Annotated in this window: 20 protein-coding genes; 10 read left to right on the top strand and 10 right to left on the bottom strand. The window is 73.0% G+C overall.

The genetic code is table 11. The annotated features are described in order from the left end of the window. Window positions 1-74: 74 nt before the first annotated feature. The 6 genes from pssA to ACFV5N_RS10890 all read right to left on the bottom strand — a co-directional run bounded on the left by pssA (window position 75) and on the right by ACFV5N_RS10890 (window position 5011). Entirely contained in the window at window positions 75-926 is an 852-nt protein-coding gene (gene pssA / locus ACFV5N_RS10915; RefSeq protein WP_385597050.1) for a CDP-diacylglycerol--serine O-phosphatidyltransferase, read from the bottom strand. Then, the gene (locus ACFV5N_RS10910; protein ID WP_385597047.1) at window positions 913-1545 is read right to left on the bottom strand and encodes a phosphatidylserine decarboxylase; all 633 of its coding nucleotides are present in this window, start codon (window positions 1543-1545) and stop codon (window positions 913-915) included. The genes pssA and ACFV5N_RS10910 overlap by 14 nt, the downstream gene beginning before the upstream one ends. A gap of 353 nt (window positions 1546-1898) precedes the next feature. Continuing rightward, the gene (locus ACFV5N_RS10905; RefSeq protein ID WP_385597044.1) at window positions 1899-2879 is read right to left on the bottom strand and encodes an HpcH/HpaI aldolase/citrate lyase family protein; all 981 of its coding nucleotides are present in this window, start codon (window positions 2877-2879) and stop codon (window positions 1899-1901) included. Between the two features lie 118 nt (window positions 2880-2997). Further along, a complete protein-coding gene (locus tag ACFV5N_RS10900; protein WP_385597041.1) occupies window positions 2998-3792 on the bottom strand; it encodes a TetR family transcriptional regulator in 795 nt (264 codons plus the stop codon). Window positions 3793-3849: 57 nt separating this feature from the next. Continuing rightward, on the bottom strand, window positions 3850-4356 hold the full coding sequence (locus ACFV5N_RS10895) for a GNAT family N-acetyltransferase (protein ID WP_385597038.1): 507 nt from the start codon (window positions 4354-4356) through the stop codon (window positions 3850-3852). A gap of 64 nt (window positions 4357-4420) precedes the next feature. Next, entirely contained in the window at window positions 4421-5011 is a 591-nt protein-coding gene (locus tag ACFV5N_RS10890; protein WP_385597035.1) for a TIGR03086 family metal-binding protein, read from the bottom strand. 62 nt (window positions 5012-5073) lie between these two features. Between ACFV5N_RS10890 and ACFV5N_RS10885 the strand changes: the two genes are divergently transcribed. Next, on the top strand, window positions 5074-5898 hold the full coding sequence (locus tag ACFV5N_RS10885) for a DUF6597 domain-containing transcriptional factor (protein ID WP_385597032.1): 825 nt from the start codon (window positions 5074-5076) through the stop codon (window positions 5896-5898). Here ACFV5N_RS10885 and ACFV5N_RS10880 read toward each other — a convergent pair. Then, entirely contained in the window at window positions 5865-6680 is an 816-nt protein-coding gene (locus ACFV5N_RS10880; RefSeq protein WP_385597055.1) for an endonuclease/exonuclease/phosphatase family protein, read from the bottom strand. The two genes, ACFV5N_RS10885 and ACFV5N_RS10880, sit on opposite strands and share 34 nt — an antisense overlap. A 284-nt stretch (window positions 6681-6964) precedes the next feature. Here ACFV5N_RS10880 and ACFV5N_RS10875 point away from each other — a divergent pair, with 284 nt between their 5' ends. Beyond that, complete coding sequence (locus ACFV5N_RS10875) at window positions 6965-7666, top strand: HAD family hydrolase (RefSeq protein ID WP_385597029.1); 702 nt, start codon at window positions 6965-6967, stop codon at window positions 7664-7666. Window positions 7667-7670: 4 nt separating this feature from the next. Here the strand turns inward: ACFV5N_RS10875 and ACFV5N_RS10870 are convergent, their stop codons facing one another. Beyond that, window positions 7671-7856 carry a hypothetical protein gene (locus tag ACFV5N_RS10870; RefSeq protein WP_385597026.1) on the bottom strand — a complete coding sequence of 62 codons (186 nt, stop codon included), beginning with the start codon at window positions 7854-7856 and terminating at the stop codon, window positions 7671-7673. Window positions 7857-7928: 72 nt separating this feature from the next. On the opposite strand from ACFV5N_RS10870, the gene ACFV5N_RS10865 reads away from it, so the two are divergent. Together ACFV5N_RS10865 and ACFV5N_RS10860 are read left to right on the top strand one after the other, a co-directional pair. After that, window positions 7929-8849, top strand: coding sequence for a LysR family transcriptional regulator (locus ACFV5N_RS10865; RefSeq protein WP_385597023.1), 921 nt, complete (start codon window positions 7929-7931; stop codon window positions 8847-8849). Window positions 8850-8884: 35 nt separating this feature from the next. Further along, window positions 8885-9343 (top strand): RidA family protein, encoded by a 459-nt coding sequence (locus ACFV5N_RS10860; RefSeq protein WP_385597020.1) that lies wholly within the window; start codon window positions 8885-8887, stop codon window positions 9341-9343. Between the two features lie 30 nt (window positions 9344-9373). On the opposite strand, the gene ACFV5N_RS10855 is transcribed toward ACFV5N_RS10860, so the two are convergent. Further along, a complete protein-coding gene (locus ACFV5N_RS10855) occupies window positions 9374-11512 on the bottom strand; it encodes a glycoside hydrolase family 36 protein (protein WP_385597053.1) in 2139 nt (712 codons plus the stop codon). Window positions 11513-11577: 65 nt separating this feature from the next. Between ACFV5N_RS10855 and ACFV5N_RS10850 the strand changes: the two genes are divergently transcribed. The 5 genes from ACFV5N_RS10850 (at window position 11578) to ACFV5N_RS10830 (ending at window position 18358) form a co-directional block, all read left to right on the top strand. Continuing rightward, window positions 11578-12642, top strand: a complete 1065-nt coding sequence (locus tag ACFV5N_RS10850) for a LacI family DNA-binding transcriptional regulator (protein WP_385597017.1) — start codon at window positions 11578-11580, stop codon at window positions 12640-12642. 49 nt (window positions 12643-12691) lie between these two features. Further along, window positions 12692-14017, top strand: a complete 1326-nt coding sequence (locus ACFV5N_RS10845) for an ABC transporter substrate-binding protein (RefSeq protein WP_385597014.1) — start codon at window positions 12692-12694, stop codon at window positions 14015-14017. A 16-nt stretch (window positions 14018-14033) separates the two neighbouring features. After that, window positions 14034-14909: a carbohydrate ABC transporter permease gene (locus ACFV5N_RS10840; protein ID WP_385597011.1), complete on the top strand. Its 876-nt coding sequence runs from the start codon at window positions 14034-14036 to the stop codon at window positions 14907-14909. Beyond that, entirely contained in the window at window positions 14906-15754 is an 849-nt protein-coding gene (locus ACFV5N_RS10835) for a carbohydrate ABC transporter permease (protein WP_385597008.1), read from the top strand. The genes ACFV5N_RS10840 and ACFV5N_RS10835 overlap by 4 nt, the downstream gene beginning before the upstream one ends. A 96-nt stretch (window positions 15755-15850) precedes the next feature. Continuing rightward, window positions 15851-18358, top strand: a complete 2508-nt coding sequence (locus tag ACFV5N_RS10830) for a CBM35 domain-containing protein (protein WP_385597005.1) — start codon at window positions 15851-15853, stop codon at window positions 18356-18358. Window positions 18359-18365: 7 nt separating this feature from the next. Here the strand turns inward: ACFV5N_RS10830 and ACFV5N_RS10825 are convergent, their stop codons facing one another. Beyond that, window positions 18366-19421: an Rv2578c family radical SAM protein gene (locus ACFV5N_RS10825; protein WP_385597002.1), complete on the bottom strand. Its 1056-nt coding sequence runs from the start codon at window positions 19419-19421 to the stop codon at window positions 18366-18368. A 108-nt stretch (window positions 19422-19529) separates the two neighbouring features. On the opposite strand from ACFV5N_RS10825, the gene ACFV5N_RS10820 reads away from it, so the two are divergent. After that, window positions 19530-19988 (top strand): SRPBCC family protein, encoded by a 459-nt coding sequence (locus ACFV5N_RS10820; protein WP_026047197.1) that lies wholly within the window; start codon window positions 19530-19532, stop codon window positions 19986-19988. Window positions 19989-20042 lie beyond the last annotated feature (54 nt).

Raw genomic sequence — 20042 nt, 5'->3', positions numbered from 1 at the left:
GGCCGGTCGTCTCCGACCGGCCCGGGCCCCCGGACCCGCATGATCACCCTTTGGGTGGTGTCCCGTGGGTGGTGTTACGACCGTGCCTCGGCCCGTGCCTCGCGGCGCAGATCGCGGAAGGTGTACACCCGCCGCACCATCGCGAACAGCGGGATCACCGCCCCCAGCACCAGCTGCAGCGAGCAGCCGGTCTGGAGCATCAGCTCGCCGCCCGGGGCGTCGAACGCCCACGCGGTCAGCAGCGCCATGCTCAGCACGATCCAGGACAGCATCGCGCCCGCCAGCGGCCCGCGCGGCTTCGGGTACTCGACCCGGCTCACCATCAGCCAGGCCACGCCGACGATCGCCAGCAGGGTGGGCCAGAACGGCAGCTCCAGCAGCACGATGGAGACCACCGTGAGCGCCCCGAACGGGCTCGGCATCCCCTGGAAGACCCCGTCGGGCATGGTCACGCAGGAGAACCGGGCGAGCCGCAGCACCACCGCGAGCAGCACGGTGATCGCGGCGAGCGCCGCGACCGGTTCGTGGGCGTCGCCCACCACCATGCCCCAGACGAGCACGAAGTAGGCCGGTGCCAGCCCGAAGCTGATCAGGTCGGAGAGATTGTCCAGCTCGGCGCCCATGGGGGAGCTGCGCAGCTTGCGCGCCACCAGGCCGTCGAACAGGTCGAAGACCGAGGCCAGCAGCATCAGCAGCACGGCGGTGGCCGCGTTGTTGCGGACCACGCCGACGTCGCCGCTGCCGGTCAGGTGCGGGATGAGCACCCCGGTGGTGGTGAAGTAGACCGCGAGGAACCCGCAGATGGCGTTCGACAGGGTCAGGGTGTCCGCTATTGACAGCCGCATCGACAGCGGCAGCTCGTCCGCGTCGTCCTCGTCCGCCTCATTGACCCAGGAATCCTGGGCTCCACGGTCAATCACGGTCAAGACGTGTCACCCCCGCTGTCGTCTTCTGCCCGACCTCGACCGCCGGCTCGATGCCCTCCGGCAGGTAGACATCCACCCGGGAGCCGAACCGGATCAGGCCGATGCGCTCGCCCTGCTCGACCTTGCAGCCCTGCGGGACGTACGGCACGATGCGCCGCGCGACCGCGCCGGCGATCTGCACCATCTCGATGTCGCCCAGCTCGCTGTCGAAGCGCCACACGACGCGCTCGTTGAACTCGCTCTCCTTGTCGAATGCCGGAACGTAACCGCCCGGGACGTGCTCGACGGAGGCCACGGTGCCGGCGACCGGCGCCCGGTTCACGTGGACGTTCAGCGGGCTCATGAAGATCGCCACCCGGGTGCGCCCGTCCTCCCACGGCATGATGCTCTGCACCACCCCGTCCGCAGGACAGATCACCCGCCCCTCGCCGATCTCCCGCTCCGGGTCGCGGAAGAACCACAGCATGCCCGCGGCCAGCGCGGTGGCCGGAACGGCGGCAGCCGCCCAGCGTCCGGAGCGGCGGGCCTTCGCGAGCGAGACGGCGGCCGTGGCCACCGTGGGCAGCAGCCACGGCGAAGCACCGCGAGCGAGGCGTACGGAGGAGGAGCTGAGCGGCATGGGAGACCTTCGTAGCGGGGAAAGCCGCGCATCCCGAAGCGGCGCGACTAAGCCGATGCTAGCGGCTTCGGACGGTAACTCGGCAAGCCAGCAGGCCGGGTACGGCCATAAGTCCTGTTCTGCCGACGATCTGTGTGTCTCAATAATGCCCCGATAGAGGACATTCAGCCCTGGCCACCATACGCCAGAACACGCCCGAGCGGGAGAGGTGATTCGGGATCGCCCGGCGAATTCCGAGTTGTACCGCCGCGCAGCGTGAGTTCTCACACGCACAACGTGAGGCCGCGGGGAAGCGTGATCCGGCATCCCATCATTGGGTAAAACCTCGCCCGCGCGCCCCCCGGTGCCCGGCCTCAGGAGGCGGCGGGCGGCTCGAAGGCCGAGGTACGCACCAGACCGGCCGCCCGGCCCTTCCCGGCGAGCACCAGCGCCATCTTCCGGCTGGCCTCGTCGATCATCTCCTCGCCGAGCATGGCCGCCCCCCGGGCGCCGCCGGCCGCCGAGGTCCACCACGCGTACGCGTCCAGAATCAGCTCGGCGCGGTCGTAATCCTCCTGGGACGGCGAGAAGATCTCGTTCGCCGCCGCGATCTGGTCCGGATGCAGCACCCACTTCCCGTCGAAGCCCAGCGCCGCCGACCGGCCGGCCACCTCGCGGAACCCGGCGGGATTGCGGATCTGGAGATAGGGGCCGTCGATCGCCTGGAGACCGTGCGCGCGGGCCGCCATGAGAATCCGCATCAGGATGTAGTGATAGGCGTCCGCCGGATAGCCGGGCGGCTGTTCGCCGACCACCAGTGACTTCATATTGATGGACGCCATGAAGTCCGCGGGCCCGAACACCAGGCTCTCCAGCCGGGGCGAAGCCGCCGCGATCTCCTCCGCGTTCACCAGGCCCCGGGCGTCCTCGATCTGCGCCTCGATGCCGATCCGGCCCGCCTCCAGGCCCACCGTCCGCTCCACCTGGCCGAGCAGCAGGTCCAGCGCGCGCACCTGCGCCGCGTCCTGCGTCTTGGGCAGCAACAGGGCGTCCAGCCGCGCCCCCGCGCCCTCGACGACCGTGATCACGTCCCGGTACGTCCACGGGGTGGCCCAGTCGTTCACCCGCACGACCCGCGTCTTCGCCCCCCAGTCGCCCTCGTTGAGCGCCTCGACCACGGCATGCCGGGCCCGTTCCTTGGCGAGCGGGGCGACCGCGTCCTCCAGGTCGAGGAAGACCGCGTCGGCGGGCAGCCCCTGGGCCTTCTCCAGGAACCGGGGGTTGCTCCCGGGTACGGCGAGCACGGAGCGGCGGGAGCGGAACGGGCGCTGCCCCGGGGAACCGGGCAGGGTCATGCGGGCCTCCAGGGTGGAAGAGATGACGAATGACAAGAGGATGAGATGACGATAGGTGTCGTGTGGGCGGAACGGCGGGGCAGCGGGCGGTGATCCGGCGGAACGGTGGTACGGCGGGTCAGCGGCGGCAGTCGCGCAGCGCCAGCTCGATCGTGCGCATGACCTCGTCCAGCGGTGCGTCCGTACGGGCCACCGCGACCAGCACCTCGCCCCCCGCCCCGTCCGCCGCCGTCGCCACCTCGGCAGCCGCCGGGGGCGCCGCCGCCACCCCGCCGGTGGTACCGCCGGTGAACACCGGCAGCGAACCGAACGCGCTGCGCACGATGGTGAACGCGTGCTCCAGCTCCGCCTCCACATCGCCCTGCCCGCCCCGGCGCAGCCAGCGCCGCAGCACATGGTTGTGCGCCGTCACCACGGAGGAGGCGGCCACCTCGGCCAGCAGCGGCTCGTCACCGTTGTGCGAGTTCTCGTCGAACCGGGCCAGCAGATAGCGGGTGAACAGCCGCTCGTACCGCGCCACCGAGGCGATCTCCCGCTCGCGCAGCGCCGGAACCTCCCGGGTCAGCTTGTAACGCTCGACGGACACGGCCGGGGAGGCGGCGTACATCCGCAAGACCTCCTTGATGCCCCGGCAGATCGTGTCGATCGGGTTCTCCCGCTCGGGCGCCGCCTCCAGCACCGCCTCGGCGCGCACCAGGGTGTCGTCGTGGTCGGGGAAGATCGCCTCTTCCTTGGAGCGGAAGTGCCGGAAGAAGGTTCTGCGGGCCACCCCGGCGGTCGCGGCGATCTCGTCGACGGTGGTCGCCGCGTACCCCTTGGTCGCGAACAGCTCCATGGCGGCGGCGGCCAGCGCCCTGCGCACCTTCAGGCGTTGGGAGATCTGCGAACGGTCGGACTTCACGGGCTGAGCCATGGAAGCGAACGTACTGCATCCCCCGGCCCCCCGCTGACCATGGCGGATGCGGTGCTGTCAGCCCCGCGCGTACCGCACTTCGGGGACGCGGGCACCGTCGACGTCGTCGGATCGCACGGCCCCGTCCGCGGCGAACCCGGCCCGCTCGTAGAACCGGCGCGCCCGGAGGTTGCCGCGCAGCACCCACAGCCGCACCCGGGGCAGCCCGGCCGCGCGCAGCCGGCCGGTGCCGGCCGCGAGCAGGGCCCGCCCGACGCCGGCCCCGATGACGTCGGGGCGGACGTACAGCGCGCGCACCTCGCCCCAGCCGTCGTCCTCCGGCCGGTACGGGCCCTGGCAGGCCCAGCCGACGACCCGCCCGGCCGCCGACGCCACCAGATGGCTGGTGTGCGTCGGCAGTCCGGGCAGGGCCTGCCGCAGTCCCGCGGCGATCGGCGCCGGGTCCAGCGCGTCGAGATGCCCCTGGGGCATGAGTCCGCGGTACGCGTACCGCCACCCCAGCACCCGCACCTCGGCGACGCCGTCGGTGTCGGCCGCGGTCATGTCCCGTATCGAGATGGTCATCGCACCATTCTGCGGGGCGGGTTCACCGCGCGGTGCGCCGCTCGCCACCCGCCGCTTCGCCCGCTCAGCCGGCGACCCGCACCGTCCAGCGCGGGTCCCGGCCGGTGGCGCCCAGCAGCCGGTCCAGGGCGGCGGCGTCCCCGGGCACCGGGACCGGCTCCCCGAAGACGCGCGTCTCCCGCCCCCGCGGGGCCAGCTCCGCCACCAGCGAGCCGCACTCCGCCACCGCCGCCGGATCCGGCGCGTACGGCAGACCGGCGGCCCGCGCCAGATCCCAGCCGTGCACCGTCAGATCCAGCAGCGCCATCCGCGCCACCGTGCGGGCCGGCATCCCCATGGCGCCCACCTCGCCCTCCTCCGCGCCCGGCACCGCCCAGGCCGCCGCCAGCCGCTCCGCCTCCACCGGGAACCGCTCCCGCCACCCGGGATCGTCGCCCAGCAGATCCGGCGCCGTCGCGAAGCCGGCGGGCCGCCGGGCCGCCAGCTCCTGGAACCCGATCACCACCTGGAAGAGATGGTTGAGCAGCCCGCGCACCGTGTAGTCGGCGCACGGGGTCGGGTCCCCGAGCCGGTCGTCGCCGATACCTCGTACCACGGGCGCGGTGCTCCGTGCCGCCGCCGCCAGCAGGGTGCCGATGTCCGTCTCACTCGTCATACCGGCACGCTAGGCACCGCCCTCCCACGGCGGCTTGAAAAAACGCGCCATACGATCGGGCCATGGGCCAGGAGCCGAGACGCGACACCCGGGGCATCGTGGACGCCGCCGGGCTCTTCGCCCGGGTACGGTTCCGCCGCCGCCTTCCGGCGGCCGACGCGCTGCGCCCGTACATCGAGCACTACTGGCTCATCGACTGGACCGACCTGCCCGAGCCGTACCTCACCAGGATCGTCCCGCACCCGTCCGTGAACCTGGTCTTCCAGCGGTACGGGCCACCCGGCCGCGCCACCGGTTGGGGAGAGCTGGCCGGGATCGGCCCGGACCTCTTCATCCAGCGGCTGGCCGGCACCGGGCGGGTGTGCGGCGTCCAGTTCCGGCCCGGCGGTTTCCGGCCCTTCGCGCCGGACCGGCCGGTCTCGGCCTGGACGGGACAGCGGATCCCGTCCGGCACGGCCGCCGAGACCGCCGCCGTCCTGGGCCCGGACGACGACGACCGGCGCGTCGCCGCCCTCGACGCCCTGCTGCTCACCCGGGGCCCGCACCCCGGCCCGCAGGCACACCTGGCCATGGAACTGGCCCGGCGGATCCGCACCGACCGCACGGTGCGCCGGGTCTCCGCCCTCGCCCGGGACGCCGGGATGCCGGTGCGCACCCTGCAACGTCTCTTCGCCGACTGGGTGGGTGTCTCGCCCAAGTGGGTCATCCTCCGCCACCGCCTGCACGACGCCCTGGAGCGGGCCGAGTACGCGGACGGGGTGGACTGGGCCGCGCTCGCCGCGGAACTCGGCTACAGCGACCAGGCCCACCTCGTCCGGGACTTCACCGCGACGATCGGCGTCTCCCCGGCCGCCTACGCCTCCAGTTCGGCCACCACCGCGAAGTGATCCGAGGGCCACACCCCGTCCACCGGTCCGTCCCCGGCCCGCCGCACCGACCGCACCCGGCCGGTGCCGTCCGCCGCCGGCAGCCCCGTGTGGATGTAGTCGACGCGGATGTCCAGCCCCAGGCCGCCCGCCAGATACGGGTTGGCGGTGTCCCAGGTGGCCGACGGCTGCCCCGGGTCGGCGTACCGCCAGGCGTCCAGCAGCATCTGCCCCGGCACGGCGGGCGCGGTCAGCCGCCCGCCCAGCAGCCGGATCTCGTCCGAGTCGGGCTCGGCGTTGAAGTCCCCGGTGATCACCGGCGGGAACGCCCCGCCACCGCGCCGGTCCGCCACCAGCCGGGCCAGCGTGCGCACCTGCGCGCAGCGCACCGCGGAGCCGGCCGGGCCCGAGTGCAGATGGGTGGTGAAGAACGGCACCGGGCCACCGGGCGCGGCGATCCGCGCGTACAGCGCCACCCGGCCCTCGTCGGGACCGTCCCCGCGCGGCAGCGGCACCACCGCCGACTCCTCGACGGGCCACCGGCTGAGCACCGCGAGCCCCACCCCGAGCCCTGCCGGGGCGTCGGCCGGAAGCCGCTCGCGCCAGTGCGGCGGCAACAGCGCGGGCGCCCACGCCAGATGCATGCCGAGGTCGGCGGCGAGCTGTTCGGCGAGATGGCCCCCGGCCGTGGACCAGACCTCCTGGAGCCCGCAGATGTCGGGCCGCTCGGCCCGCAGAACGGCCGCGATCTCCTCCTGCCGCCGCTCCCAGGGCCCGAATCGCCACCACAGGTTCCACGTCATGATCCGCACGTGCCGATGGTACGGGCCCCGGGCCGCCCGCCTGCCGACCGCGCGCGCCCCGTCCCGCCGGCGGTGGCCCGGACCCGAACGGTGCCGCCGTCCGTCGTCGTACGGTCGCGCGCAGCCTCCCCTGCGCACACGGTGCGTCCGGGCCCCGCCCGGGGGCTCCGGCGGCGCGGGCACCGGGCGGATGGCGCGCGGCACCTTCGCCGCCGTGACCGGGCCTCCGTGCGGCTTCGTCACCGGGGCTGCCGTCGGCTTTGTCCCGGTGATACGGTCCCGGCATGGTGATGGGGGGCGGCGTGCGGGCCGTGGTATGGGACATCGACGACACGCTCTTCGACTACACCGGCGCCAACGAGGCGGGCGCCCGCGAGCACTTCGCCGCCGAGGGGCTGCCCGCCGGGCCGGAGGAGATCGCCCGCTGGACCGCCGTCATGCACGAGCACTACGCCCGCTATCTGACCGGCGAACTCACCTTCGACGAACAGCGCCGGGAGCGGGTGCGCGCCTTCCTGGGCGAGCCGGAGCTGCCGGGCGAGGCGGCCGCGGCGTGGTTCGAGCGGTTCGGCGTGCGGATGCGGGCGGCCTGGCGGCTGTACCCGGACGTGGTCCCGGCCCTGGACGCGCTCACCCCGCACTACCGGCACGGGCTGCTGTCCAACTCCAACTCCGCCCACCAGGACGACAAGCTGCGCCGGCTGGGGGTGCGCGACCGCTTCGAGGTGCTGCTGTGCTCGGAGGAACTGGGCCACGCCAAGCCCGCGCCGGAGGCGTTCGAGGCCGCCTGCGCGGCGATGCGTCTGGAGCCGGCGCAGGTGGCGTACATCGGCGACCAGCGGGTCACCGACGCCGAGGCGGCCACGGCGGCCGGGCTGCACGGCATCTGGCTGGACCGGGCGGGGACGTTCGCCTGTGACGAGGTGCGGCACCGGATCACCACGCTGGCAGCCCTGCCCGCCCTCCTGGCGGCGCTGGGCGGCTGAGGCGTCAGCACCGGGTGTCGCCGCCGGTGCCCCCGCGGCCCCCGGCGGTCACCGGACGGGCGCCCGGGGTGTGCGGGTAGAGCGTCATCCGCGGGCGTCCTTCGGCGTCGCGGGTCCACACGACGGTGCCCTCGCTGGTGAGGTGACGGGAGATCACGGTCTGGTCCGAACGCTGCGCTGAGGTTGTCATGGCACCAGTGTCGGACGGCCGACCGTTCGCGTCCATTGCATGTTTCCCTATGACTATGTGCACAATCGTTGCATGATTGATCTGCGCAGGATCCAGGTGCTCCGTGCCGTCCACCAGCACGGCACCGTCACCGCCGCCGCGGCGGCGCTGCACCTGACCCCCTCCGCCGTCTCCCACCACCTGCGGGAACTGGCCCGCGAGCTGAAGGTGCCGCTCGTCGAACCGCAGGGCCGCGGCATCCGGCTCACCGGCGCGGCCCACGTCGTCATCGAACACGGCGACGCCATGGTGGCCCGCTGGGAGGAGGCCGAATCCGCGCTGGAGGCCTACCGCGCCGGTACGGCGGGCCTGCTGCGCATGTGCGGTTTCCCCAGCGCCATCGCCGCACTGCTCGGCCCCGCCGCCGCCCGGATGCGCGCCGCCCACCCCGGGCTGACCGTCGAGGTGAGCGAGTGCGAGACCCCGACCGGGTTCGACCTCCTGCTGTCGACCGACGCCGACATCGCCGTCCTCGCCCCCTCCGAGGAGTTCCCGTACCCCGGCGACGCCCGCTTCGACCAGCGCACACTGCTCGACGACCGGCTCGACCTGCTGGTCCCGGCCGGCCACCCGCTGGCGGCCCGGGAGCGGGGCGTACGGCTGGAGGACGCCGCCCACGAGGACTGGGTGCTGCCCGCCCCCGGCAGCTGCGACCACCACCAGCGGGTCGTGGTGTTCTGCGCGGTGGCCGGCTTCACCCCCAAGGTCACCCACCAGGTGAAGGAGTGGATGGCCGTCTCCGCCATGGTCGGCGCCGGGCTGGGTGTTTCCCTGATCCCCCGGACCGCGCCCACCCTGCCCGGGCACGGCGTGGTACGTGTCCCGCTGGCCGGTGAGCCGCCCCTCGCCCGCCGCATCCTCACCTGCGTCCGCCGGGGCAGCCGCGACCATCCGCTGGTGCACAACGGGCTGAAGGCCCTTCAGGAGGTCGCCGACGAGGTGGCCGCGCGCTGAGCCGCGGGACGGGCGCGGTCCGGCACGGCGACACCGTGTACCTCTCCGGCCAGGTCTCCCACGACGGCACCACCCTCGTCGCCCCCGCACCGGTCGACGCCGCCGGACGCGCCACCGGCACCGGCAACACCGCCGCCCGGCTGCGCCAGTGCTGCACCAACCCGGCCACCCTGCCGCACCGCTTCGGCGCCTCGCTCGACGACGTGGTCGAGGAGGTCATCCACGCCATCGACGTAACCGGCCGCGGCGGCGCCGGCCAGAAGCTCTCCAGCACGGCACGCCCGCCCGCGTCGGCGAGCAGCGCCCACAGCGACTCGGCGGCCGCCCGGCCGAGGCGCGCACTCCACTCCCGGCCGGTCGTACCGGGCGGGCGCAGCTCCGCGAGGCTGTCGGCCGGCGACTCCTTCAGGGTGTCCTCGCTGAACAGCGGCAGCCGCAGGACGCCGCCGGCTCCCCGGCCAGGGTCGTCCTGCCCGCGCCCGGGAGGCCGTTGACCAGCACCGTGCCCGCTCCGGGGGTGCCGCTCACCGCGGGGTCAGCCGCAGCAGCAGCGCCGTGGGGGTGCGGGGCAGGGTGACCGTCAGCGTGCCGTCCGCCGCCGACCACTGGGCCGAGCCGGGGGCGGCGGCCGGGTAGCGGATCTCCGGCTCCAGCGCGCGGCCCCGCCACGCCGGGAGCGGCAGCGTCCGTACCGGATCGCCGTCACGGTGCCACACCGTCAGATAGCCCGCGCCGTCCGCCGTGCGCAGCCCGAGCGCCAGCCAGCCGTCGTCCCAGCCCGGCAGCCCCAGCGGCCAGAACGGCACCGCCCCGGGCAACTCGGCGCGCAGCCCCTTGTACACCTCCACCGCCTCCCGCACCAGCGCGAACCGGCCGGGATCCATCCGGTCCAGGTGCCCGGACAGATGCACCCGCCCCAGCAGCGCACCGGCCAGTGTGAAGGCGACCGCGTCCTCGCTGAACTCCGGCTGCGGGTACGCCCACACCGCGCCCTGCTCCGGCGGCACCGCCGTGGGGGCCGCCGCCGCGATCGGCGGGTAGCGCAGGAAATCCTGCTGGTCGCTGGTGGACTGGAGCTGGACCAGCGCCAGCGACGAGCCGTCCATGCGCATGCCGCCCGAGGCGCAGTTCTCGATCACCAGGCCCGGGTGGCGTTCCAGCACGCCGCGCAGCCACGCCTGGTACGCCCGTGCGTGCCCGAGCAGCCCGGCCCCCGGGCTGGTGGTGCCGCCGGTGTCGGTGCCCGGCGGTACGGAGATGTTGTAGTCCAGCTTCAGATAGCCGACGCCCCACCCGCCGACGATCCGGTCGACCGTCGCGTCCAGATGGCGCCGCGCCGCCGGGTGCCGCAGATCCAGCTGGAAGCGGCCGTTCTCCCGCACCCGCTGCCCGTCCCGGACGAAGTACGCGGCGTCCGGCAGCGTGGCGGCGATCGGGCTGCGCACGCCCACCACCTCCGGCTCCAGCCACAGCCCGGGCACCATGCCGTGGGCGCGGATGCGGTCCAGCACCTCGTGGATGCCGCGCTCGCCGGGGAACCGGGTGGCGGCCGGCTGCCAGGCGCCGACCGTGTCCCACCAGCCTCCGGCGTCGTCGTCGTACCAGCCGGCGTCGATGACGAAGTACTCGGCGCCCGCGCGGGCCGCCGCGTCGATCAGCGGCAGCAGCTTCGCGGTCGTCGGGTCGCCGTTCAGCGTGTTCATGTAGTCGTTGAAGACGACCGGCAGCGTGGTGTGGTCCGGGTGCGGCCGGCGCAGCAGCCGCCGGTAGGCGGTGAGCGCCGCGAGCGCCCCCTCGAACCCGGCCCCGGAGAGCGCGAGCGCCGCCGGGACGGTGGTGAACGACGCGCCGGGCGCCAGGTGTTCACTCCACTGGTGCTCGGTGTCGGTCGGCCCCCACAGCGCCAGCCAGCCGGCCGCCGCCCGCTCACCGGCCTCCCAGGTCCAGCCGGCCGGGGACTCGATCTGCCACAGCCAGGCCGCCCCGTCGCGGCCGGTCAGCGCGCCCATCGGCAGATGCCCGTCGGTCGGCCAGCTGCCCCGGCCGCTGTACGCCACCCGGCCGCGCGGGTCCTGCCGGTGCAGCGCGTGGTTCAGGTCGGGGACCCGGCGGCGCAGCGGCTCGCGGCGCCAGCGGCACTCGGCCAGCCAGTCGTTCTCGGCCCAGTGCAGCTCCAGGTCCCCGGGCGAGGGGAGCCCGCCCAGGGTCAGCGAGGAGACCGCGTACAGGGTGCGCGGCCCGGCCGCCTCGTTGGTCACCGTCACCGAGCCGCGCACCACCGCGATGCCGTCCGGCGACTCCAGCAGCACGGTGACGGCCAGTCCGCTCACACCGTCCGCCAGTTCCAGGCGCAGCCGGTGCCACGGCCCGTCCACCTCGGCGCGGTGCGAGCGCAGCCGCAGCCGCCGGCCCACCGCCGTGTCGATGCCGCGCTGTCCCGACCAGGCGCTGCCGGTGCCGGCCGCCAGCAACTCCACCACCGGCAGCGCGGTGGCGAGCGGTGCGGGCGAAGCGGCCCGCACCTCGCCCGGCGGCCCCAGACGTACCGTCCGCAGCACCCCGTCCGGCCCCGCCGCGAACTCCGCGCTCAGCGCCGAGTGGCCCCACGTGACGGTGACTTCGGTGGCGGCGGCAGCGGTCCGCTCATCGCTCGACACAGTGATCCCCCTGGCGAAATCCCGGTTTCCCATGTCTTGACGGCCCTTGTGTGACCGGTCACAATCCTGGCATGTCTGTGACCGGTCACACAAGGAGCGGCCGCCGCCCCGCCAGCATCCGCGACGTCGCCGACGCCGCGGGGGTGTCGTACCAGACCGTCTCACGGGTCATCAACGGACACTCCAGCGTGCGCCCCGCCACCCGCGCCCGCGTCGAAGCCGCCATCGCCACGCTCGGCTTCCGGCGCAGCGCGACCGCTCACGCCCTGGCCAGCGGCCGGACCAGGGCGCTGACCGTCCTCACCTCCGACACCACCCACTACGGCTACGCCGCCGCACTCCAGGGCATCGAGGAGGCGGCCCGCGCCGCCTCCTTCGCCGTGGGCATCTCCGTCCTGGAATCGGATGAGGAGGCGGAGGTGCGCGACGCGGTGCGGCGCGCGACCGATTCCGGCGGCGGGCTGATCGTCATCGCCTACGACCGCCCCGGCGTCCGCGCCCTCCACCTCGTCCCGGACCACGCCCGGATGGTGGCCGCCGTGGAGACCCCGGCCACCACCCCGCCGCCCGGCAGCCCGTGGGTGTGGACCGATGACCGCGCCGCCGCCCACCGCATGACGCGCCATCTGCTCGGCCTGGGCCACCGCACCGTCCACTACCTCGCCATCCCCTCCACCACCGACACCGGCGACGGGTCCCAGCGCGCCGCCGGCTGGCGCGACGCGCTGCGCGAGGCCGGGCGGCCGGTCCCGGAGCCGCGTCCGGCCGGCTGGGAACCCGCCGACGGATACGCCGCCGGCCGCCTCCTGGCCCGCGACCCGGAGGTGACCGCCGTGCTGTGCGGGAACGACGACCTCGCGCTCGGCGTACTGCGCGCCCTGCGCGAGGCGGGACGCGAGGTGCCGCGCGACATCAGCGTCGCCGGCTTCGACGACGCCCCGCACGCCGCGTATCTGACCCCCGCCCTCACCACCGTCCGCCTCGACTTCACCGGCCTCGGCCGCGCCTGCTTCGCGCTGCTGCACGGCCTGCTGGAGGAGGGCGAGCCCATCACCCCGCACTCCGTGGCCCCGCCCGAGCTGATCGTCCGCGAGAGCACCGGACCCGCACCCGGCCCGCCACGCCCACCCCGCTGACGTACGGCGCCGCCCGCCCGGCGCCACCGCCCGCCCTCAGGAGTCCACGATGAAGAGGACATCCGCCGCACTGGCGCTCATCTGCGCCGGAGCACTGACCCTGACCGCCGGCTGTTCCGACAGCTCCGTCATCGACCACACCGACGAGGTGGCCCGGATGACGCCGGTCGACCCGCTCGGCGATCTGTCCGGCGTCACCCTCACCCTCTGGACGGCCCAGTCCACCGCCTCGGCCGCCGGCCCCGTCATCGAGGCGTTCGAGGAGGCCACCGGGGCGAGAGTACGCACCGAGGCCATCCCCGACCTGTACGAGCAGAACGTGCCCACCCGGCTCGCCGCCGGGGACATGCCCGATCTGCTGTTCTGGCAGCCCAGCATCTCCACGCTGCCCTTCATCCACCCGCAGCGCCATCTGCTGCCGCTGGACAACGAGCCCTGGGTGGCCGAACTCGGGCCCACCGAGGCATCCCTGGGCGTTCTGGACGGCACCCGCTTCGCCGCCGTCGTCTCCAGCCCCGCCATGCTCGGCGTCTACTACAACAAGGCGGTCTTCGCCGAAGCCGGCCTGAGCGAGGCCGATTTCCCGCACAGCTACGACGAACTCCTCCAGCTGGGCCGCACGGTGATCGACCGTACGGGCACACCCGCCTTCTACGAGGCGGGCGGCGACCAGTGGCCCCTGCAGTGGCAGGTGCAGGCCCAGCTCACCGACCTCCCCGACAGCTGGTGGGAGGGCCTGAACCGCAACGAGGAACACTGGACCGACCCCGTCGTCGTCGACGCCATCACCACCTACCACGACGAACTGCTCGGCGCCGGCCTCGCCCAGGACGACTACCGCACCGGCACCTTCACCGGCCAGGCCGAGGCGCTGTGGGAGGGTGACGCCGCCATGGCGCTCAACGTCACCGCCCTGCAGACCCTCTTCCAGGCCCAGCACACCACGGCGGAGATCGACGCGACCATCGGCTGGTTCCCGGTGGCCAACTCCGACGACCGCGGCCTGTACTCGCCCGACCAGGCCAACGGCGTCGTCGCCTTCCGCACCGGCGACGAGACGCGGCAGAACGCGGCCCGCCAATTCCTCGCGTACTGGCTCGGCCCCGGCTACCCGGACTATCTCGACGCCCGCAAGATCACCTCCGTACAGCCCGCAGTCCCCACCCCCGACGGGCTGCCGCGCATCGCCCTCGACCAACTCGCCGCGCTGCCGACGGCCCACGGGGTCTTCCAGGCCAAGGCCATCGTCGCCCCGGAACTGCACATCGGACTCGCCGAGCTGATCTACGGACGGAAGTCCCCCGAGGCGGTGGCGCAGTTCGTCGACGACCAATTCTCCGAGATCGCCCAGGCCCAGGGCGCAGCAGGCTTCTGAGAAAGGAGGCCGACCCGTGGCCCGTGCCCCCGGCCGGATATCCAGGGCGGCCGTGCACCACCCCTGGTGGTTCGCGCTGCCCGCCGTCCTCGTCTTCGGCGGCTTCTTCCTGCTGCCCAATCTGCTGAACTTCGTCTATCCCTTCACCGACTGGTCCGCGTACCACAGCGACATCTCCTACGCGGGGCTCGACAACTTCCGCCGCATCATCGACAACGGCACCCTCCTGCGGGCGATCCGCACCACCTTGGTGTACGCCCTGCTCGCCGCGTTCTTCCAGAACCTCTTCGGGCTGCTGCTCGCCCTGCTGCTGGAGCGGGACACCCGCTTCAACCGGTTCTTCCGCACGGTCTTCTTCCTCCCCGTCCTCATCTCCGCGCTCGCCGTCGGCTACATCTTCCAAGCCCTGCTCAACACGGACGGCGCCCTCAACAGCGCGCTGGGCACCGCCATCCCCTGGCTGGGCAGCACCACCTGGACCGTCGTCCTGGTCGCCGCCATCCACGGCTGGAAGTGGATGGGCCTGGCCATGCTGATCTATCTCGCCGGGCTCAAGGGCATCCCCGGTGACACGCTGGAGGCGGCGCGGGCGGACGGGGCGGGACCGTGGCGGCTGTTCTGGTCCATCCGCTTCCCGCTGCTCGCGCCCGCGGTCACCTTCAACGTCACCACTTCGCTGCTCGGCTCGATGAACACCTTCGACATCGTCCAGGCCACCACCGGTGGCGGTCCGGCCGGCGCCACCGAGGTGATGAACATCTACATGTTCCGCGTCTTCGGCCAGGGGCTGTACGCGCAGGCCTCCGCCATGAGCCTGGTGCTGTTCCTGGTGGTCGTCGCCCTGGCGATCCCCCTGGTGACCGGATTGCGCAAGAGGGAGCAACTGCTGTGAATCCCACCGCATCCGCATCCGCCGCCGCCCTCTGGCGCTGGGCCCGGCCGGCCCTGGTGATCCTGCTCGCCGCGCTCGCCGTGGGCGTACCGCTGTGGCTGGTGATCGCCACCGCCGCCAAGCCGCAGGGCGAGGCCGTACGCCCCGACCTGGCGCCGCCCGGGCAGTGGCAGCCGGGCCAGAACTACGCGGACGCCCTCAGCCAGGGCGAGATGCTGCGCGGCCTGCTCAACAGCCTGCTGGTCATCGTCCCGGCCGTGGTCCTGGTCCTCGTCCTGGGGGCGGCCGCGGCCTGGGTCTTCGCACGCCGCCGGGGCCGGCTGGTCACCGCCGCGTACACCGTGTGCATCAGCGGACTGCTGCTGCCCCCGGCCATCATCACCATCGTGCTGCAGCTGCGGCAGCTCGGCCTCGCCGGCACCCGCCCCGGCATGATCGCCGTCTACACCGGCATGTACCTGTCCACCTCCATCTTCTTCATGACGGGCTTCATCCGGGCCATCCCCCATGAACTGGAGGAGGCCGCCCGGATGGACGGCGCCGGGCCGCTGCGGATCTTCAGCCGGATCGTGCTGCCGCTGCTCCGCCCGGTCATCGCCACCGCCACCATCATGGTGATGCTCTACGCCTGGAGCGACGTCTTCTACTCCTTCTTCGTGCTCGGCGGAGGCGACGCCGCCACGCTGCCGATCAAGCTCTTCCAGGTCGCCAGCGCCCAGCTGTACCTCAACAACTGGCACCTCATCTTCGCCTACGTGGTGCTGATGAGCCTGCCGATGATCCTGGTCTTCCTGGTCGCCCAGCGAAAGATCGTGTCCGGAATCACCAGTGGAGCCGTCAAGTAAGCCGTCGAGCGGGAAAGGACCTCACCCCACATGAGCATGTCCACGGCACGGCACGGAACCGCAGGCGCACTCCGAGCGAGAAGGAGACTCCTCCGCATGACCATCGCCGCCGCCGTCACCGCGGCCACCCTCGGCGCCGCCGCCCCGGACGGGGGCGACGCCGGGGAAGCGGCCGCCGTCCCCGCCCTCACCGTCGACCTCGGCGCCTCCGAGGGCCCGCTGCTGTACGGGGCCAACGGCGCGCTGTACGGCCTGAGTGACGACGGCGTCCCCAGCGACGCCATCCTCGCGCCGCTCAAGCTCTCCACCATCAGCCAGAAGCCCGAGGGCGGCGCCCAGCACCCCAACGGCGACGCCCTCACCGTCTCCGACTCCTTCTTCCGCAACGGCGGCGGCGACATCTACGTGATGATGCAGGACATCTACGCCGAGTGGCCCTACGAGGACCTCGGCCTGGACGACTACCTCCCCAAGGTCGACGGCATCGTCGAAGAGATCGCCGCCCACCCGCGCGCCGACCGCTTCGTCGTGGTGCCCTTCAACGAGCCCGACCAGATCTGGTACCGGCTGGACGTCGACGACACCGCCCAGTACGAGCGCAACCGGGACCGCTTCCTCGCCGACTGGTCCACCGTCCACGACCGGATCCGCGCCATCAGCCCCACCCTGCGCATCGCCGGGCCCAACGAGGCACGCTACGACCGCCGCTTCCTGCCCGACTTCTACCGCTACGCGTACGACCACGACGTGCTGCCCGACATCACCACCTGGCACGAGCTGTCACCCGACTCGCTGCGCGCCTTCCAGAGCAACCACGACCACTACCGGGCCCTGGAACGGGAGATCGGCTTCGGCCCGCTGCCCGTCAACATCAACGAGTACGCCAACCGCCGCGATCTGTCGGTGCCGGGACAACTCGTCCAGTGGGTCGGCATGTTCGAACGCAACAAGGTCTTCGCCGACCAGGCGTACTGGGACATGGCCGGCAACCTCGACGGCAATGTGGTCCACGACAACATCCCCAACGGCGGCTGGTGGTTCTTCCGCTGGTACGCGGCGATGACCGGCGACACCGTGCGCGTCACCCCGCCGAGCCCCGACACCATCGACACCCTCCAGGGGCTGGCCTCCCTCGACACCGCCAAGCGCCAGGCCCAGGCCCTGCTGGGCGGCGCGGACGGACCGGCCGACGTCGTCTTCCAGCGAGTCGACCCGGCGCTCTTCGGCGACCGTGTCACGGTCACCGTCGCCGAGACCCGCTGGTCGGGCTACGAGGGCGCGCACCCCGCGCCCCGGGTGATCGGCCGCGCCACGGCACCGGTCCGCGCGGACGGCACCGTCACGGTGCCGCTCACCGGCCTGGAGCGGATGTCCGCCTACCGCGTGGTGCTCACCCCGGCCGGCGCCGGCACCCCTGACGAGCCGACCGTGCCGTGGCGCGGTACGTACGAGGCGGAGGACGCCCGCATCACCGGCGGGCAGATCCACACCCACGGCACGGTCGCCAACGCCAATGGCTACGCCGCTTCAGGCACCCGTGACGTCGGCTCGCTCAACCGCGAGGACAGTCAGGTGGAGTTCACCGTCGAGGTGCCCGCGGACGGCACCTACGACCTCACCGTCTTCCACGGCAACCAGAGCGAAGCGCCGGCCACCCAGCTGCTGACGGTGGACGGCGGCGAGCCCGCTCCCGTCACCTACCCGGCCACGCTCAACTGGTCCTATCGCGGCACCGTGACCGTGCCGCTGACGCTGAGCGCGGGCCGCCACACCCTCACCCTCGCCAAGGGGGACGGCGAGGTCACCCTGGACAAGATCGAGCTGACCGTGGCCGCCGAGCCGTTCACCGCGTACGAGGCGACGCTCGCGGACACCACCGGCACCCCGGGGTACGACTACGCCTCGGCGGCGGGCACCGGCACCGGCGCCCTGGTGCTGGACGGCGCGGCGGACGGCGCGGTCTTCGACGTCTACGCGCCGCGTGACGGCTACTACCGGCTGACCCCGCGCTACACGGGTGAGGGCACCGTGACCCTTGAGGCGCACGGGGAACGCATCACCGCGCCGGCCGGGCAGGAGCAGCGGGTGCTGCTGGCGGCCGGCAACAACCGGATCACCGCCACCGCCGCCGGGGACGCCGCGCTCGCGGCGCTTGAGGTGGCCGGGGCGGGGGAGCGGACGGGTCTGGCCACGTACCAGGCGGCCGACGCCCGGCTCTCGGGCACGACCGCGCTGGCGGCCAGCCCGCACGCCGGCGAGGGAACGTATCTGCGCTGGCTCGGCGACGGGGCGGACAACACCGCCGCCTTCACCGTGCGGGCCGAGCAGGCCGGGCCGCATCTGCTGATCGTGCACTATGCCAACGACGAGCGCGCCGACAACGGGCACGCCTACAACTCGGACGTCATCTCCCGCACCCTGGACATCGAGGTGGACGGCGCCGTCACCTCGGCGACGTTCCGCAACTCCTACGGCTGGCAGAACTTCTGGGGCAAGGCCGTCCCCATCGAGCTGAGCGCGGGCACCCACACCCTCACCCTGTCCAACCTCACCGCCCATGCCCCGGACATCGACCGCCTCGAACTCGCCCCGGTGCGCGGCTGACCGCCGCTCACAGCAGGGTCAGCTGGGTGGCGGCCGGCTCCTGACCGGCCGCCACCACCGGCTCCTGACCGGGTACGGGCCCGGGCCCCGGGGTGATGCGCCGCGCCGCCCCGCGTGCGGCCGGGCCGATGCCGTACTCGGCGGCCAGTTCGTGCACCTGCCGGGTGATCCGCCGCTGGTACCAGGTGGGGGCGTACGCGCCGCCCTCGTACAGCACCTCGTAGCGCCGCACCAGCCCGGGGTGGTGCCGGGCCAGCCAGCTCATGAACCACTCCCGCGCGCCCGGCCGCAGGTGCAGCGCCAGCGGGGTGACGGAGGTGGCCCCGGCGGCGGCGATGGCCCGGACGGTGGCGCGCAGCTGGGCCGGGGAGTCGGCGAGGTAGGGGATCACCGGGGCCATCAGCACCGCGCAGCCGATGCCGTGGTCGGCGAGCGTCCGCACCACGTCCAGCCGGCGCTGCGGGGCGGGGGTGCCCGGTTCCACGATGCGCCACAGGTCCGGGTCGGTGAAGCCGACGGAGACCGAGACCCCGACGTCGGTGACGGCGGCGGCCTCCCGCAGCAGGGGGAGATCGCGCAGAATCAGTGTGCCCTTGGTGAGGATCGAGAACGGGTTGGCGTAGTCGCGCAGCGCCGCGATGATCCCGGGCATGAGCCGGTACTTGCCTTCCGCGCGCTGGTAGCAGTCGACGTTGGTGCCCATCGCGACGTGTTCGCCCTGCCAGCGGCGCCCGCCCAGCTCCTTGCGCAGCAGCTGCGGGGCGTTGACCTTGACCACGATCTGTGAGTCGAAGCCGATGCCGGTGTCGAGGTCGAGGTAGCTGTGGGTCTTGCGGGCGAAACAGTAGACGCAGGCGTGCGAACAGCCTCGATAGGGGTTGACCGTCCATTCGAACGGCATCCGGGACGCGCCCGGCACCCGGTTCAGGATCGAGCGCGCCCGCACCTCGTGGAAGGTGATCCCCCGGAACTCGGGGGTGTCGAACGTCCTGGTGACGACTTCGGAGCCGAAGAGGGCGGGGCTGGCGGCCCGCCCGTCCTCGCTCAGGTTGTTCCAGCGCATGCAAATAGAACACCGGTTCGAATCGGCTCTGTCAAGCGCGGATTTTGGGGGAGGGCCGCCCAGATGGTTGGCTTGCCGCCAAGTCCGAAGATCGCCAGGAGGATTGCCATGGCGCAGGTACAGGTTGTTACTCAGCGTGAAATCAATGCGGATCCGGACGATGTGCTGGACGCCATCGCGGACTACCGGGAGGTGCACCCCAGGCTGCTCCCCGAGCAGTTCACCGACTACGAGGTGCGGGAGGGCGGCGACGGCGAGGGGACGGTCGTCTTCTTCCGGCTGCACGCCACGGCCAAACGCGTCCGGGAGTGCCTGATGGAGGTCACCGAGCCGGACGACAACACCCTGGTGGAGACCGACCGCAACTCCTCGCTGGTCACCACCTTCACCGCCGTGCCCGGCTCGGTGAAGAACACCTCCAGCGTGACGATCCGCAGCACCTGGGAGGGCGCGCCCGGGATCGGGGGTTTCTTCGAGCGGATCTTCGCCCCGCGTGGCCTGAACGGCTTCTACGAGCAGATCCTGGCCAATCTGGCCAGGGAAGTGGAGTCCGGCGGCACCCAGTAGCACGTGGTCGCGCCGCTCGCGCGACCGCGCCGCCCGCCCCGACCAGGCGGGCGG

The sequence above is a fragment of the Streptomyces sp. NPDC059853 genome (genome assembly GCF_042731495.1).
In the GTDB taxonomy this organism is placed as follows: Bacteria; Actinomycetota; Actinomycetes; order Streptomycetales; family Streptomycetaceae; genus Streptomyces.
The sequence above is the reverse complement of the archived record's forward strand: the minus strand, read 5'-3'. Positions and strand labels throughout refer to the sequence as shown.